The sequence below is a fragment of the Erythrobacter sp. K21-9 genome, from assembly GCF_055808355.1.
Genome location: NZ_CM147866.1, coordinates 612,447 through 626,495, shown reverse-complemented (window position 1 = coordinate 626,495; position 14,049 = coordinate 612,447). Strand labels below are relative to the sequence as shown.

The 14,049-nt window shown below is 55.0% G+C and carries 10 protein-coding genes; 9 read left to right on the top strand and 1 reads right to left on the bottom strand.

Annotated features, from left to right (window positions below; all coding sequences use genetic code 11):
- Genes AC0L39_RS03180 through AC0L39_RS03170 form a run of 3 tightly spaced genes read left to right on the top strand, consistent with a single transcriptional unit; the run spans nucleotide 1 to nucleotide 3,367 of the window.
- Nucleotides 1-459: a hypothetical protein gene (locus AC0L39_RS03180; protein ID WP_473260690.1), complete on the top strand. Its 459-nt coding sequence runs from the start codon at nucleotides 1-3 to the stop codon at nucleotides 457-459.
- Nucleotides 456-2,387 (top strand): transketolase, encoded by a 1,932-nt coding sequence (locus AC0L39_RS03175; protein ID WP_473260688.1) that lies wholly within the window; start codon nucleotides 456-458, stop codon nucleotides 2,385-2,387. The genes AC0L39_RS03180 and AC0L39_RS03175 overlap by 4 nt, the downstream gene beginning before the upstream one ends.
- Nucleotides 2,388-2,416: 29 nt before the next feature.
- Nucleotides 2,417-3,367 (top strand): branched-chain amino acid transaminase, encoded by a 951-nt coding sequence (locus AC0L39_RS03170; protein WP_473260686.1) that lies wholly within the window; start codon nucleotides 2,417-2,419, stop codon nucleotides 3,365-3,367.
- Nucleotides 3,368-3,429: 62 nt separating this feature from the next.
- Here the strand turns inward: AC0L39_RS03170 and AC0L39_RS03165 are convergent, their stop codons facing one another.
- Nucleotides 3,430-3,903 (bottom strand): Lrp/AsnC family transcriptional regulator, encoded by a 474-nt coding sequence (locus AC0L39_RS03165; RefSeq protein WP_473260684.1) that lies wholly within the window; start codon nucleotides 3,901-3,903, stop codon nucleotides 3,430-3,432.
- Between the two features lie 73 nt (nucleotides 3,904-3,976).
- Between AC0L39_RS03165 and AC0L39_RS03160 the strand changes: the two genes are divergently transcribed.
- The 6 genes from AC0L39_RS03160 to AC0L39_RS03135 all read left to right on the top strand — a co-directional run bounded on the left by AC0L39_RS03160 (nucleotide 3,977) and on the right by AC0L39_RS03135 (nucleotide 13,701).
- Entirely contained in the window at nucleotides 3,977-5,470 is a 1,494-nt protein-coding gene (locus AC0L39_RS03160; RefSeq protein ID WP_473260682.1) for an aminotransferase class V-fold PLP-dependent enzyme, read from the top strand.
- 314 nt (nucleotides 5,471-5,784) lie between these two features.
- Entirely contained in the window at nucleotides 5,785-6,243 is a 459-nt protein-coding gene (locus AC0L39_RS03155) for an RNA polymerase sigma factor (RefSeq protein WP_473260681.1), read from the top strand.
- Entirely contained in the window at nucleotides 6,224-7,285 is a 1,062-nt protein-coding gene (locus AC0L39_RS03150) for a FecR family protein (RefSeq protein WP_473260680.1), read from the top strand. The genes AC0L39_RS03155 and AC0L39_RS03150 overlap by 20 nt, the downstream gene beginning before the upstream one ends.
- 140 nt (nucleotides 7,286-7,425) lie before the next feature.
- Nucleotides 7,426-10,455: a TonB-dependent receptor domain-containing protein gene (locus AC0L39_RS03145; RefSeq protein ID WP_473260678.1), complete on the top strand. Its 3,030-nt coding sequence runs from the start codon at nucleotides 7,426-7,428 to the stop codon at nucleotides 10,453-10,455.
- A 68-nt stretch (nucleotides 10,456-10,523) separates the two neighbouring features.
- Nucleotides 10,524-11,582: a TolB family protein gene (locus AC0L39_RS03140; protein WP_473260677.1), complete on the top strand. Its 1,059-nt coding sequence runs from the start codon at nucleotides 10,524-10,526 to the stop codon at nucleotides 11,580-11,582.
- Complete coding sequence (locus tag AC0L39_RS03135; RefSeq protein WP_473260675.1) at nucleotides 11,536-13,701, top strand: amidohydrolase family protein; 2,166 nt, start codon at nucleotides 11,536-11,538, stop codon at nucleotides 13,699-13,701. The genes AC0L39_RS03140 and AC0L39_RS03135 overlap by 47 nt, the downstream gene beginning before the upstream one ends.
- Nucleotides 13,702-14,049 lie beyond the last annotated feature (348 nt).

Below are 14,049 nucleotides of genomic sequence, written 5' to 3'. Positions count from 1 at the left end.
ATGACGACATTGACAGAACACCTAAAAACGATCGAGCAACGCTTGCTCTGGCTTTCCTCCTGGATCGTCCACAACGCCAACCATTTGCGCGAGAAGGAAGAGGGCGACGTCAAGGTCGGCGGGCACCAGGCGTCCTGCGCTTCGATGGTCTCGATCATGACCGCGCTCTATTTCCACGCGCTGCGTCCTGAAGACCGGGTGGCGGTCAAACCGCACGCCTCGCCCGTCTTTCATGCGATGCATTACATTATGGGGAACCAGACGCGCGAAAAGCTCGAGAACTTCAGAGGCTACGGCGGCGCGCAATCCTATCCCTCGCGCACCAAGGATATCGACGATGTCGATTTCTCGACCGGCTCGGTGGGCCTTGGTGTCGCGATCACCGCCTTTGCTTCGCTCGTCCAGGATTACCTCGCGGCAAAGCCTTGGGCTGAGGATCGTCCGCTCGGTACCGAATGATTGCGCTCGTTGGCGATGCCGAGCTCGATGAGGGCAATATCTACGAATGTCTCCAGGAAGGTTGGAAGCATGACTTAAGAAACACTTGGTGGATCATCGACTACAACCGCCAGAGCCTCGATGGCGTCGTCCAGGAAGGCCTATGGGAAAAGGTCGAAAAGATTTTCGAAGCCTTCGGATGGCGGGTGGTTACCCTGCGCCATGGCGTACTCCAGTGCGCCGCGTTCGCGGAGCCGGGTGGCGAAGCGTTGCGCCAATGGATTGAAACATGCCCCAACCCTGAGTACTCCGCGCTCACCTATCAGGGCGGTGCAGCCTGGCGCGAGCGGCTGATGGATGATCTCGGTGACCAAGGCGACGTCACGGCGCTGCTCGAGAAGCGCAGCGATGACGAACTCGCCGCGCTAATGAACAATTTGGGCGGACAATGCGTCGAAACCCTTGCCGAGGCTTTCGATGCAATCACCGACGATCAACCCACCGTGTTCCTCGCTTACACAATTAAAGGCTGGGGCACGCCGCTTGCCGGACACAAGGACAACCATGCCGGCCTAATGACCAAAGCTCAGATGGCCGAGTTCCAGAAAGTGATGGGTGTTGTCGAAGGCAAGGAATGGGAGCCATTGGCCGGAGTGGAGAATGCCAAGGACCTGAAGGTATTTCTGGATGAAGCGCCCTTCTTCCAGACCTATCCGCGCCGACATGCAGCGCCCGAGGTCGAGCGTCCCGGCCCCATCTTCCTCAACGATCGCCAACTCTCGACGCAGGCAGGCTTCGGTAAGATCCTCGATGCGCTGGCGAAGTCCGAGAGCGAGCTTGCGCAGCGCGTTGTCACCACTTCGCCCGACGTGACCGTTTCCACCAATCTTGGTCCCTGGGTCAATCGACGTAGCCTTTTCGCACGTAACGCCAAAGCCGACACCTTCCGCGATCGCCAGATCCCGTCCGCGCAGAAATGGCAGTTCAGCGAGGACGGCCAGCATTTGGAGCTTGGCATCGCCGAGATGAACCTCTTTCTGCTGCTCGGCGCTGCAGGCCTCTCGCATTCGCTGTTTGGCGAGCGACTGATACCTGTCGGAACCGTCTACGATCCTTTCGTCGCGCGCGGTCTCGATGCGCTCAATTACGCGCGCTATCAGGACGCACGCTTCATTATCGCCGGGACGCCCTCGGGCGTGACGCTCGCTCCTGAGGGCGGCGCGCACCAGTCGATCGGCGCGCAGCTGATTGGCATGAGCCAGGATGGGCTTGTCTCATTCGAACCGGCCTATCTCGATGAGCTTTCGATCATTATGGATTGGGCGTTCGATTACCTCCAACGCGATGGCGAAGGCGATCCCGATGAGCGGACCTGGCTGCGCGATGAAACCGGTGGTTCGGTCTATCTGCGCCTCACCACCCGGGCCCTCGACCAATTGCACAACAAGGCTCGCGACGATGCGAGCTTTGTCGAGGGCGTGATCGATGGCGCCTATTGGCTGCGCCAGCCTGGACCCAATTGCGAGGTAGTGATCGCCTACCAGGGGTGCGTGGCGCCCGAGGCTATCGAAGCAGCGGGACGCATCGGCAATGACCGCCGCGACATCGGCGTGCTTGCTGTGACCAGCGCGGATCGTTTGAATTCTGGGTGGACGGCGGCACGGCGAGCCCGCGCGCGCGGGCAGAAGGGTGCGCTTAGCCAGATCGAGCGATTGATGGGCGAGGTGCCTCGCAACGCGACGCTCATCACAGTTACTGACGGTCATCCGGCGACTTTGGCCTGGATTGGCGGAGTTGGAGGACATCCGACCGTGCCGCTGGGCGTCGAGCATTTCGGTCAAACCGGGACCGTGAACGATCTCTACCGGCATTTTATGATTGATGCCGATGCGATCGTGGCGGCAGCGCAAGAAATTGCGCCGGGGCGACGCATCCGCCTCGCGCGCTGACATCCAAAAGAACCAGAAACGAGAGAGCGATGGCAATCGAAAAGGCAAAAGAGATTTGGCTGGATGGGGAGTTCGTCCATTGGGACAAGGCCAATGTGCACGTGCTCAGCCACGCGCTGCATTACGGCACGACCTTCTTTGAGGGCATTCGGTCTTACGATACGCCCGCAGGCCCGGTCATTTTCCGGCTTGGCGATCATATCGAGCGACTGTTCGACAGCGCGCGGATCTATGATTGCGAGGTCCCCTACAGCCAAGCAGAGATTGAGGCGGCCTGCCTCGCAACTGTCGCGCGCAACAATTTGGCCAACGCCTATATCCGTGCCTTTGTTTTCTATGGCTTTGGTGATCTTTCGATCGCGCCTTCGAACGAGACGCCGGTTCAGGTCGCGATCGCAGCTTTTCCATGGGGCGCCTATCTCGGCGAGGACGCCGTTAAGCGCGGTGTCGATGTGTGCGTATCGAGCTGGACTCGCGTCGCTCCAAATACGATTCCCGCTGCCGCCAAGGCGGGCGGCAACTACTTGTCGGGTGTGCTCATCTCACAGGAGGCCAAGCGGCATGGGTTCGGCGAAGGAGTCGCCTTGGATGTTGACGGACGCGTATCTGAGGGCGGTGGACAGAACCTGTTCCTGGTGAAATCCGGCAAGCTGCTGACGCCACCCATCTGTGCCTCGATTCTCCAGGGGATCACGCGCGACACGATCATCAGGCTTGCTAAAGACACTGATATAGACGTGATCGAAGCGCCCATCCCGCGCGAAGGGCTCTACACTTGCGATGAAGCTTTCTTTACAGGCACCGCTTCAGAGGTCTCGCCTATCCGCTCCTTCGATGGTCGCAATACGAAACACGGAGCGCCCGGCCCCATCACCGATCATCTCCAGAAGGCCTTCTTCGGAATCTTCCGGACAACGAAGATCGCACCGTCTGGCTGGTTGCAACGCGTCGAGCAGGCTGCCTCAGCACTCGATCCTTAGTCGCAAGAGAACGTTCTGCAATGGGAAAGGCTAAGGGAAGTCCTATCACCTTTGATCATTGGTTAGCCCAACTCGATCGCCTGACCACTGATCACTTCTTCCATCACGAAGTGACCGGTTACGGTCGAGAGCTCGAACCCGTCGACGAGAGCTTGGTAGAAGGCGTCATAGCCTCTGATCCCGCGGGTCACGACCTTGATCATATAGTCCCACTCGCCGCCGATCCGATAGAGATCGACCACGCCCGGTAGCTTGGCAACATGATTTCTGAAGCGAACCGACCAGTCCTTGGAATGATGCGGTGTCTTGATAAATACGATCACCGAGAGGTCGAGGCCCAAGATCGCAAGGTCGATCTCGGCGCGCTGCCCGCGCAGAATCCCTTCCGACTGAAAGCGCTGCAGCCGCCGCCAACAGGCATTGGGTGACAGGCCTACGATTTCGGCCAGCGCACGTTGGCTGAGCGACCCGTCTTGCTGCAGTGCCGCGAGCATTTTGCGATCGATATTGTCGATTTCAACAGTCTTTGTGGTCATATGACCCATCAAATAGCCGACCCTGGCTCATTTGGGTAATGATTTTGCGCTTTCTCCGTGCGAACTTTATGTAATGGGTATCCAGAGCTTACAGAACCGCGCGTCGGCCAAAGAGTGGGCGCAGCGCGTTTTCGATGAATTTCGCGCGACTGTCCGCACCGCGATTGCCAATGGCACGCTTTCCGAGGGGATCATCGGCAAGGATCTCGTCATCGATGGGCCGTTCGGCCCTAAATCCATGCTCTACGCCGATTACGCCGCATCGGGACGCGCGCTGCGTCAGGTTGAATACTTCATCTTCCAGCACGTTCTTCCCATCTATGCCAATCCGCACACACAGGCCTCCTTTTGCGGTCGGATGATCAATGCCCTGCGTGCGGCTGCGCGCAACGAGATCGCGCACCATTGCGGTGCGACCGAAAGCGATGCTGTAATCTTTGCTGGCTCAGGCGCGACCGCCGGCATCCAGAAGCTCGTGCGCCTCTTCGAATGCGATCAGCGGGATGAGACTGGCGAACGCCCGCTCGTTCTGCTTGGACCCTATGAACATCACTCCAACTTGCTACCCTGGCGAGAAAGCGGCGCTGAGGTGATCGAACTGCCCGAAGACCCGCAAGGTGGCCCTGATCGGCGGGTGCTCGAGCTGCAATTGGCGCGAGGCGGAAGTCGCCGAGTTGTCTGCGCCTTCTCAGCCGGCTCCAATGTGACCGGAGCGATGACAGATGTTGACGCCGTCGGGCGACAGGTCAAAGCGCACGGCGCCCTACTCATCTGGGATTGTGCCGGCGCGGCATCCTATGCGCCCGTCCTAATGGGCGATGCGCCGGAAGTACGCGCTGATGCAATCGTCTTTTCGCCGCACAAGTTCATTGGCGGGCCCGGTGCCTCGGGTGTCCTTGTCGTGCGCCGCGATGCAATTGAAATCGATACACCAACCGCATCTGGGGGCGGAACGGTGAGTTTCGTCTCGCCCAAGCGCCATGTTTACCTTGCCGACGTCGCGGCACGCGAGGAAGCGGGCACGCCCAATGTCATGGCCGATATTCGTGCCGCGCTCGCCGTGATCGTGCGTGCATGTCTTGAAGAAACAAACGCCGACAACCGAGCCGAAGCGATGGCCCAATGCGCTCTGCAGGCATGGCGAGAGCATCCTTTGGTCAAGGTCCTCGGCGACCCCGAGCGACCGCGACTGCCGATCATCTCCTTCCAGCTGACCAACAGTTGCGGAGAGCCGGTGCATCACCAGCTGGTCACTCGACTGCTCAGCGATCGCTTTGGCATCCAGGCGCGCGGCGGTTGCGCCTGCGCGGGCCCCTATGTCCACCGTCTGCTCGATATCACCTGCGAGCAATCGGAGGAAATGCGCCGCGCCATCCAGTCTGGGCACGAACTCGAAAAGCCCGGGTTCGTGCGGGTGAACTTCTCGCCGCTGATGAGCGATCTCGAATGCGACTACCTGATTGAATCCATCTGCGAATTGGCAGGCAGCATCGATGATTACGCTAAGCGCTATCAGGGTGATCCGAGGACAGCCGTTTTCGAGCCCATGGCTTCGGCGGCGTCATGATAGTGAATCTGCTTTTCAACTCTGACGAGCCAAAAGAGCCACCAGGCGATGACATGTCAGGCCGATCTCGGTGGTCTGACCGGCTCCACGACGGGAAGAGTGTCACTCAAATGCCGCTGTTGTTCGCAGAGCATTGCCAAAAATGGCGGCTGCGCTGGACATTCGATCCTCGAGACGGGAGTCTACAGATCTGGTCAAAAGGAGGCTCGATCTGAGCAATGGCGTCAAGGTCGCCACAGCGTGACAATTTCGACCGCGACGCGGTCTATGCCGCCTATGTGAGCGAGTACCAGACCCCGCTTGTCAGAGCTTTCATGCGCCGCGGCGCGCAGCGCTCGACCGCGGAGGATTTGGCCCAGGCTGTTTTCGAAAAACTCCTGAAACGCGACGGCCAAGACCAGACGCAGAAGAATGCGGCCTACATCATGCAGACCGCCAACAGCGTCTGGATCGACCATCTGCGCCGCCGCAAGGCGCGGCCCGATCGCCAGCATGCCGAGTTCGATGAATTCGCCCATTCTCCTGAAAGTTTTGATGCCGAGCGCGTTATAGAGGGCAAGGAAGCGCTCGAACTTGCCAAGAGAACCTTGTACGCGCTTCCCGACAAGACACGGCAAATCTATCTCCTCTTTCAAGTAGAGGGGATGAAGAGAAAGGAGCTGGCTCGCCGTCTCGGGATTTCGACAAGCGCGATCGACAAGCATCTTGCGACTGCGAAAACCCGGCTCGGACAGGCATTCAGCAAAGCGGCAGATGACGAAGAGAGCACTTGAGGAGATCCAGAGCGACATCGACGATGTCGCCGGATTCTGGCTCGTTCGCCTGCAATCTGAGGACCGAACACCGCAAGACCAGGTAGCATTCGAAAAGTGGAAGGATGCCAATCCTTCCCATCAGGAAGCCTACGAGCGTCTAAGGCGTGGCAACTCGATGATGGATCGCCTGCTCGACGATCCGGAGATGCTCGCGCTTGCCGAGGAGGCTCGAGAAGAAACCGAGCCCTCGTTCTGGCGTCTCACCAATCCGCGTGTCGCCGCATTGGCGGCTAGCCTTGTGCTCGCGATAGGATTGTCATTCACGCTTCTGACCCGGACCGATGCTGTGCCTGGCACTGAGATCATCGCTGAGCTCACCGCTCCCACGCCTAAAGTCTTTGCGACAGCTATCGCGGAACAATCGACAATCACGCTTCTCGACGACAGCGAGGTCACGCTCAATGCTGACAGCCGGATCGAAGTGTCCTTTTCGGATGATGAGCGGCGCATCGTGCTCACTGGCGGCCAAGCCTATTTCAAGGTTGCGAAGGATGAAACGCGACCTTTTGTCGTCATCGCCAATGACAAACGTATCGTTGCAGTCGGGACCGAGTTCGATGTGCGGTACCGTGAAGAAGGTACGGTCGAGGTAACGCTTGTCGAGGGGCGCGTTGATGTCGATCTGTTTGCTGGCGACATTTCCCGAGGTGAACGAGCTGAGAGACTGGAAACTCTCTCGCTACGTCCGGGCGAGAAGCTGATCGACACAGCCGTTGAGGCGCCCGCCATCGCTGAGGCCAAGATAGCAGACGAAACCAGCTGGATGACTGGTAAGCTTATCTTCCGCGACCGTCCGCTGCCGGACGTGGTCGCGGAACTCAACCTATACTCCTCGCGGAAGATCGTGCTCGCGCCCGATCCGCGGATCAATGGACTTACGGTTAGCGGTGTCTTTCGCACAGGTCGCGCCTACACTTTCGTGGGCGCGATTGAGGCGATGCATCCGCTGCAAGCGCAAGAGACTGGCGACGATGAGATCACCCTCGAATGGGCCAATTAGCCTTCGAGCCATTGATCGAGTGCGCCCACCCACGAACTTTTTGTGACAGTTTGCTGTAAGTTTCGCGACCCCTTGCGTTTGAAAAGTTGAGGGGCGGGCTAACCCGCATAACAATCACGCTCGAGTTGGGGAGTTGGAGAATGAAATTTGGTTGGGGGATGAATCTGAAGGTATCGGCACTTGCTGGAGTCGCAGCCATCGCATTGGCGGGTGCGTCGGCGCAGGCACAGACGGCAACAGTCGAGTTCGATATTGAAGCCCAAGACTTGGATGACGCGCTCACTGACCTTGCGCTTCAGGCTAACGTCGAAGTGCTGTTCGACAGCGCCGAGCTACGCGGGAAGCGAACGCGCGGTATTGAGGGGCGATATTCCACCGATCAGGCTGTCCGCATGCTGCTGCAAAGTAGCGGTGTCACATATAGACGCAATCGCGACGGGACATTGCTTGTGGGCGCTAGCTACGCGGGCGTTGGGGGGCAGGAGGGAGCATCGAACAGAGTTCGCCTACGGAGTCCCCAAGGCCAGAATGAGGACTCAGATCAAGCTGACGTCGAGAACGAGGATGATCAGCAAAATCGCAACCAGATCGTTGTCACGGGGACGTTGTTGCGCGGAGTAGAAAACGCATCCGCACCCATAATCTCGATCGATCGAGATGAAATTGCAAGGTCTGGTTTTGGTGATGTTGAGCAATTACTTAATAGCATTCCGCAAAATTTTCCTGGCGACGTGAGCCAGACTTTTGCCAATGAGGAGCAAAATTCTGGCAACGTTTTTGGTGGTTCTGCAGTAAATCTTAGAGGCTTAGGAGCTACATCGACATTGGTTCTGGTCAACGGGAGGCGGACTGCTCCAAGCGGAACGCAGGGTGCGTTCGTTGATATATCGACGCTCCCAGTAACGGCGCTGGAACGAGTTGAAGTTCTTACCGACGGAGCTTCCGCACTTTATGGTTCGGATGCAATTGCTGGGGTCGTAAATTTCATCTTGAGAAAAGATTTCGATGGAGCCGAGACCCGACTAAGATATGGGACAGTAACTGATGGCGGACTTGATGAAGTGAGGCTCAGCCAAACCTTTGGCAGGTCTTGGGGTGGCGGTAACGCACTAGTCTCGTATGAATTCTTCAATCGTGATATGCTTTTAAGTGCTGATCGCAGTTTTTCCGCAAGCAATGACTTAACATCAATTGGCGGACCCGATTTGCGGCGTGCAGGCGGGAATCCTGGAACAATCTCGGCGGGTGGGCAGCTGTTCGCGATTCCAACCGGTCAAGATGGCACGAATCTTAGTGCATCGGATTTCGCGGCAAATACAGAGAATCTGATAAATGAGCGTGAGGGAACGACGATACTTCCCTCACAGGAGCGTCACAGCGTTTTTGGTGTTTTGAACCAGGAGCTCAGCTCAAATTTTGAATTGTTCCTTGAGGGACGATACTCATGGCGGGAAAGCTCCAGTGTAGCCCCTTCTGTCCGGACTCTCAGAGTTCCACAATCTAACCCATTTTTTGTAGACCCTTCTGATTCGGGGCGAACGTCAGTTAGTGTGCTCAGATACTCATTTATAGACGATATCGGCGTAGGTCGTTTCAATAGTGTTAGCGAAAACTTCGGTCTGACTGCAGGCGCGTCTCTTGACCTAAGTGATACATGGCTCGTTAGTGTTACGGGCATGTATGCACAAGAGGAGGGGTCACAGAAGAGGTTCAACACCATCAATTTGGATGCCCTGACTACAGCGCTCGCTGCTAGTGAGCCTGACAGCGCCTTCAATCCTTTTGGAGACGGTTCGAATACAGCACAGTCAGTTTTAGATGCGCTGGTAATAGACGCCACACCTGCCGGCCCGAAGCTCAAATTGGACGTCCGTAATTTGCTTGTAAATGCCGATGGAGAATTGTTCGACTTGCCGGGGGGTGCAGTCCAATTGGCGATTGGTGCGGAATATCGGGAGGAGAATTTGGATTCCGCAAGCTTCAGCGGGTTTACCGTTGGAGCACCAGTACTGGGCCCTACTGAAACTTTGAATCGTGATGTACTCGCGGCATTCGGAGAAATCTCGATTCCGGTATTCAGTTCACGCAACGCTATCGCTGGGTTCAACAGCCTAACCGTCAATTTGGCGGCACGGGTCGAAGAGTACAGTGACTTCGGAACCACTGTGAACCCCAAATTCGGTTTGGCCTGGTCCCCAATCGAAGGGTTAAATGTACGAAGTACTTTTGGCACATCGTTCCGCACACCGTTACTCACACAGCTCGACTCCAAGGGCGGATCTGTTACCCCCATTCCTGCCGGAGTTCTTGGGTTCCCAGTGAACGCGCTGTTGCTGTTGGGGTCGGGTAATCCAACTCTTGGGCCCGAGGAAGCGTCAACATGGACGGTAGGATTCGACGTCGGCGACGAGCTTGTTAATGGGCTAAATATCTCGGTTACATATTTTGACATCGACTTCACTGACCGGATTGTTAGTCCAATATCGAATATATCAAGTTTATTCGAGCCTGAATTTTCCAGTCTCTTAAATGAAAATCCCTCTCAAGAACAAGTGGACGGTCTAGTGACTTCTCCACAGCTTTCAAATCCTCTAGGAGTTTTGATCGACGACATACTTTCCGGAGCAATTCCAATTGGACTTATAGCCGATGCGCGCATCTCCAATATTTCAGAGACGAGAATTAATGGTATTGATGGTCAATTAGGTTACACGAAAGAGACAGATATTGGCACACTTTCAACAGCCATTAATATTAATTACCTATTTAATCTGGAGAACGCGATAACTCCAGATTCTACATTTATCGAAACATTGAATACCCTAGGCAACCCAATTGATTTCAGGGCACGAGGTAATTTGACCATTGCCAGGGAGGACTTTTCGGCGAGTCTATTCGTCAATTATCAGGACGGATATCAGAACGACATCGTATCGCCTGCCGAGCCCATAGACGCTCTAACAACTCTCGACATCAATTTGGCTTATTCGTTCGAGAATCGTGAGGGGCTCCTGAATGGAACGCGCTTCTCATTAAATATACTCAACATCTTCAACAATGATCCACCGTTCGCATTGAACTCGGAGTTTGTTCGAGCTGTTGGATATGATCTTGCGAACGGGAATCCATTGGGCCGTTTTGTTGCGTTCGAAGTTTCCAAGCGATGGTAACTGTGACTCAAAAATCTGTTCGTTGCGGGGTCGGGAACGCCTTATTGAAGATCTGTCTGGGGGTCGCAATGTTGATTGCGACCCCGCTGATGGCTTCAGAGACCCAGTCTCTAGTATCACAAGTTGGCCAAGCATTTCCAATCAATGCGCAATCGGAAGATTCGATCCAAGAAATCAGGACAATAGCTTTCGAGACAAACGAAGGCACGCTCATGAGCATCGATGCGCTCCCGGATGGCAAAGGGCTTGTTTTTGACCTATTAGGCGACCTGTATGTTTTGGGCATGCAAGGCGGAGACGCGAAACCACTAACAAATGGTCCAGCGTGGGACAGCGCACCGCGCGTAGATCCGAGCGGTGAATGGGTCTACTTCCTCAGTGACCGCGTGGGGTTTATTAATCTATGGCGTGTTCGTATTTCTGATCAACAAATCGAGCAAGTCACGGCTTTCGAACGCGATTTGATCGGGACCCCGAATTTTACGAATGATGGTAGCCGGATAATCATCGGCATAAATGATGCGGCAACCATGAGTGAAATCGTGCTGCATGAAGTCAATCCCGCAACTGGCGAGGCCATGGCGTACCAGGAATATCAGGAACCCTGGATTGATATGGTCACCTACGAGAAAAATCGCGACGCAACTAGAATGTTTTCTGGCGCTCAGGCAGCGGACAACAGGGTCTTTTTCTCAATGACCAAGTACTCAAGGGGAAAGAGTTCCACTGCCCTTTTTCAATTGACGCCAGCCTCACAAAGTGTCGTCCGGCTGACATCTGAAAATTTGGACATGAATGAATATAAGCCACAAACATCCCGCGACGGGCGGCTAGTAGCTTACAAACGCCAATACGCAGATCGCACCACAGAGTTGCGCGTCAGAGACTTGTCCTCAAAGAGTGATTGGCACGTAGCAGAGCTCGAGGATGCCGACGACTCATCAATCATTTCAATCAATGAAATGCAACCAAACTACGCATTTACGCACGATGATACCGCACTTATCTATTCGCACGCAGGTAAGATCTGGCATGTCTCTATTCGTGGAGGAGAGCCTAACGAAATAGAATTTAATGTGCATGTTGAGCGTGAAGTATTCCCACGAGATCGTTCCTCAAAAGGTTAAGATAACTCAGCTTAACCAGATTAAGGCAATTCGGTGGCCAAAAATATCCGGAGATGGTTCGACGATAGTTTTCTCGGCTGCAGGATCTATTTGGCGAATGGATGTGACCTCGCGAGAAATCACGCCCCTCACCAATTCCTCAGATTTCGAATACATGCCCACAATCTCTCCGGATGGCAGTGATGTGGTATACGTCAGTTTTGTCCAGTCGGATGCGTTGAACTGCTGCGGACGCTCCGTACTCAAATTGGTGCCGCTAGACGGAGGAAATTCTAGAACACTCTTGAACACGGACGGTGTGCGATATTTGTCGCCAGTATGGTCGCCCGACGGACGCAAGATTGCGGTCGTTGCAGAGCAATTGGCGGGCGGAACTTCGGAGGCACATGTCGGCTGGTTATCCGTAGACAAACCTGAGTTTAGCCCGATTGCAACTGTTCCTTCCACGGACGTTCCCTTGGCTTCTGACCTCGACTCCCGTCACATTCGTTTCAGCGCTGACGGTAAACTTATTCGCTTTAACTCGCCCGGTTCGAAAAACGGAAAGAAGCGGTCAAGACTCGAAGAGGTTACAATAGATGGAAATAGTCGTCGAGTTTTGGCCTATGGAACATCAGATGTTGTAGGACTAATTCCGTCTCAAGATCTTTCCTACTTAGCCTTCAAGACTGATGACACCGACGTTTGGATTGTTCCATTTGATACCTCTGGAGTGGATCAAATAATCGGCCCCAATTCGTTTGGCGCACGAAAGATCAGCAATAACGGCGGTCATTATCCGAGTTGGTCTAGCTCACACCGCCTGTCCTTCAGTTTTGCTAACACCGTATTCGAAAAAGATCTATTTGATAGTCATACGAGAGATATACCAATTGCTTTAAGTCTTCCCGGCCCAGTGGAAGAGAAATTGCTGGCGTTTACCGGTGCTAGAATCATCACCATGTCAGGTGATCAGGGTGCCGGACAAGTTTATGAGAGTGGCACAATTGTAACCAGTGGAGACCGTATCGTGGCGATCGGCGATGCAGCCGATATCGCTATCCCGACGAACGCACTTACATTCGATGTAGCTGGCCATACGATCGTCCCAGGATTCATGGATACTCACTACCACAGATTGGGTGGACTGAACCTTTCGGCCAATGCAATCCCGGTCAAAGGTTTTCATGATCTTTCTGCACTAGCGTATGGTGTAACGACTGCTTGGATCCCAGGGGAAAGGATGGGCGACCGAAACACAGCACTGTCTGATCTGCAGATGTCCGGTAGGCTTTTTGGTCCAAGAACGATCCACGCTGGACCTGGCGCTGTCGGTTACCCGTGGAGCATATTGACCAGTTACGACAGCGCCCTGAAAACAGTTGAGCGCCATCGAGAATTAGGGGCCACCGTCCTCAAGGAATACAATACACCAACCCGCCAGCAGCGCCGTTGGCTGGCTCTCGCCGCTAAAGAAAGCGGCGTTGGAATTGTTTCACATGTTGAAAGCTATCAAGGCATGATGACGAACGTCGTCGATGGCTTCACAGGCGGTGACCACCCTTATATACCCGCCCCGTTCTTCAAAGATGTGACCGAAATGCTCCGCCAGACTGGCTTTGTTTGGACCCCCAACATTGTCCTCGCAATTAGCAGCGTCGCGAAGGCAACTGATATGCAAAACTACTACTGGGCGCATGTCCTTGAAAAATGGCCGTCAGAAGAAGAAAAATACGCAACATATGAGCCGTTCATACGGCCCACGCGCCGAACACCAGAGATTCCTTTTGAGCTTCACCGAATTTCGCGAGTGGCGCGTCAGGCGGCCAATGCGTCGTTCAAAGGGGTGAATATAGGCGTTAGTGCTCATAATAGGCCCGGTGCCTCACTTCACACCGAAATGTGGCTCCTCACACAGGGGGGAATGCCCCCAGCGGAGGCATTAAGATCTGCAACAATGACAAACGCGGAGAAGCTTGGTCTCCAAGTTGACCTGGGATCCCTTGAAGTCGGAAAGATTGCAGACTTCATAGTTTTGGACGAGAATCCGCTCGAGGATATTCTCAACACCATAACTCTGAAATACACAGTGCAAAGCGGGCTAGTGTACAATTCCGACTCTTTAGAGCATGTCAATTGAGAGTTTAGTCCCCCTACTTTTTTGCTGTGGCCTCTGACGTGATGTCGTGGACGGCCTCTGCTGCGCAAGGGTTTTCTGCACTGATGATTTCGGTCAGGTGCATACATGTGTTCGGCCTGTTTGCGCAGCACCGCATGGCTGCTGGCCCTGATGAAGTCCGCAGGTCGGCTCCCAAATCACGTCATCGCGCTCGAAGCGCTGTGACCCGCTGGGTTTCACCAACCCCCGGTCTGACCAGTTCGTCCTCATTGCTGAGCTGTCCTTTCGCCCTCCTGCCGGTAGCGATTGCGCGACCGGCGAGGATAGTTGTTGCACGACAGGGGCTGCGTAGACGTCCTTCCGTGTCAT

What these genes read in the sequence shown, in the direction of transcription:
- AC0L39_RS03180 (WP_473260690.1), top strand. Translation starts at nt 1, where the DNA reads ATGACGACATTGACAGAACACCTAAAAACGATCGAGCAACGCTTGCTC.
- AC0L39_RS03175 (WP_473260688.1), top strand. Translation starts at nt 456, where the DNA reads ATGATTGCGCTCGTTGGCGATGCCGAGCTCGATGAGGGCAATATCTAC.
- AC0L39_RS03170 (WP_473260686.1), top strand. Translation starts at nt 2,417, where the DNA reads ATGGCAATCGAAAAGGCAAAAGAGATTTGGCTGGATGGGGAGTTCGTC.
- AC0L39_RS03165 (WP_473260684.1), bottom strand. Translation starts at nt 3,903, where the DNA reads ATGACCACAAAGACTGTTGAAATCGACAATATCGATCGCAAAATGCTC.
- AC0L39_RS03160 (WP_473260682.1), top strand. Translation starts at nt 3,977, where the DNA reads ATGGGTATCCAGAGCTTACAGAACCGCGCGTCGGCCAAAGAGTGGGCG.
- AC0L39_RS03155 (WP_473260681.1), top strand. Translation starts at nt 5,785, where the DNA reads ATGCGCCGCGGCGCGCAGCGCTCGACCGCGGAGGATTTGGCCCAGGCT.
- AC0L39_RS03150 (WP_473260680.1), top strand. Translation starts at nt 6,224, where the DNA reads ATGACGAAGAGAGCACTTGAGGAGATCCAGAGCGACATCGACGATGTC.
- AC0L39_RS03145 (WP_473260678.1), top strand. Translation starts at nt 7,426, where the DNA reads ATGAAATTTGGTTGGGGGATGAATCTGAAGGTATCGGCACTTGCTGGA.
- AC0L39_RS03140 (WP_473260677.1), top strand. Translation starts at nt 10,524, where the DNA reads ATGTTGATTGCGACCCCGCTGATGGCTTCAGAGACCCAGTCTCTAGTA.
- AC0L39_RS03135 (WP_473260675.1), top strand. Translation starts at nt 11,536, where the DNA reads ATGTTGAGCGTGAAGTATTCCCACGAGATCGTTCCTCAAAAGGTTAAG.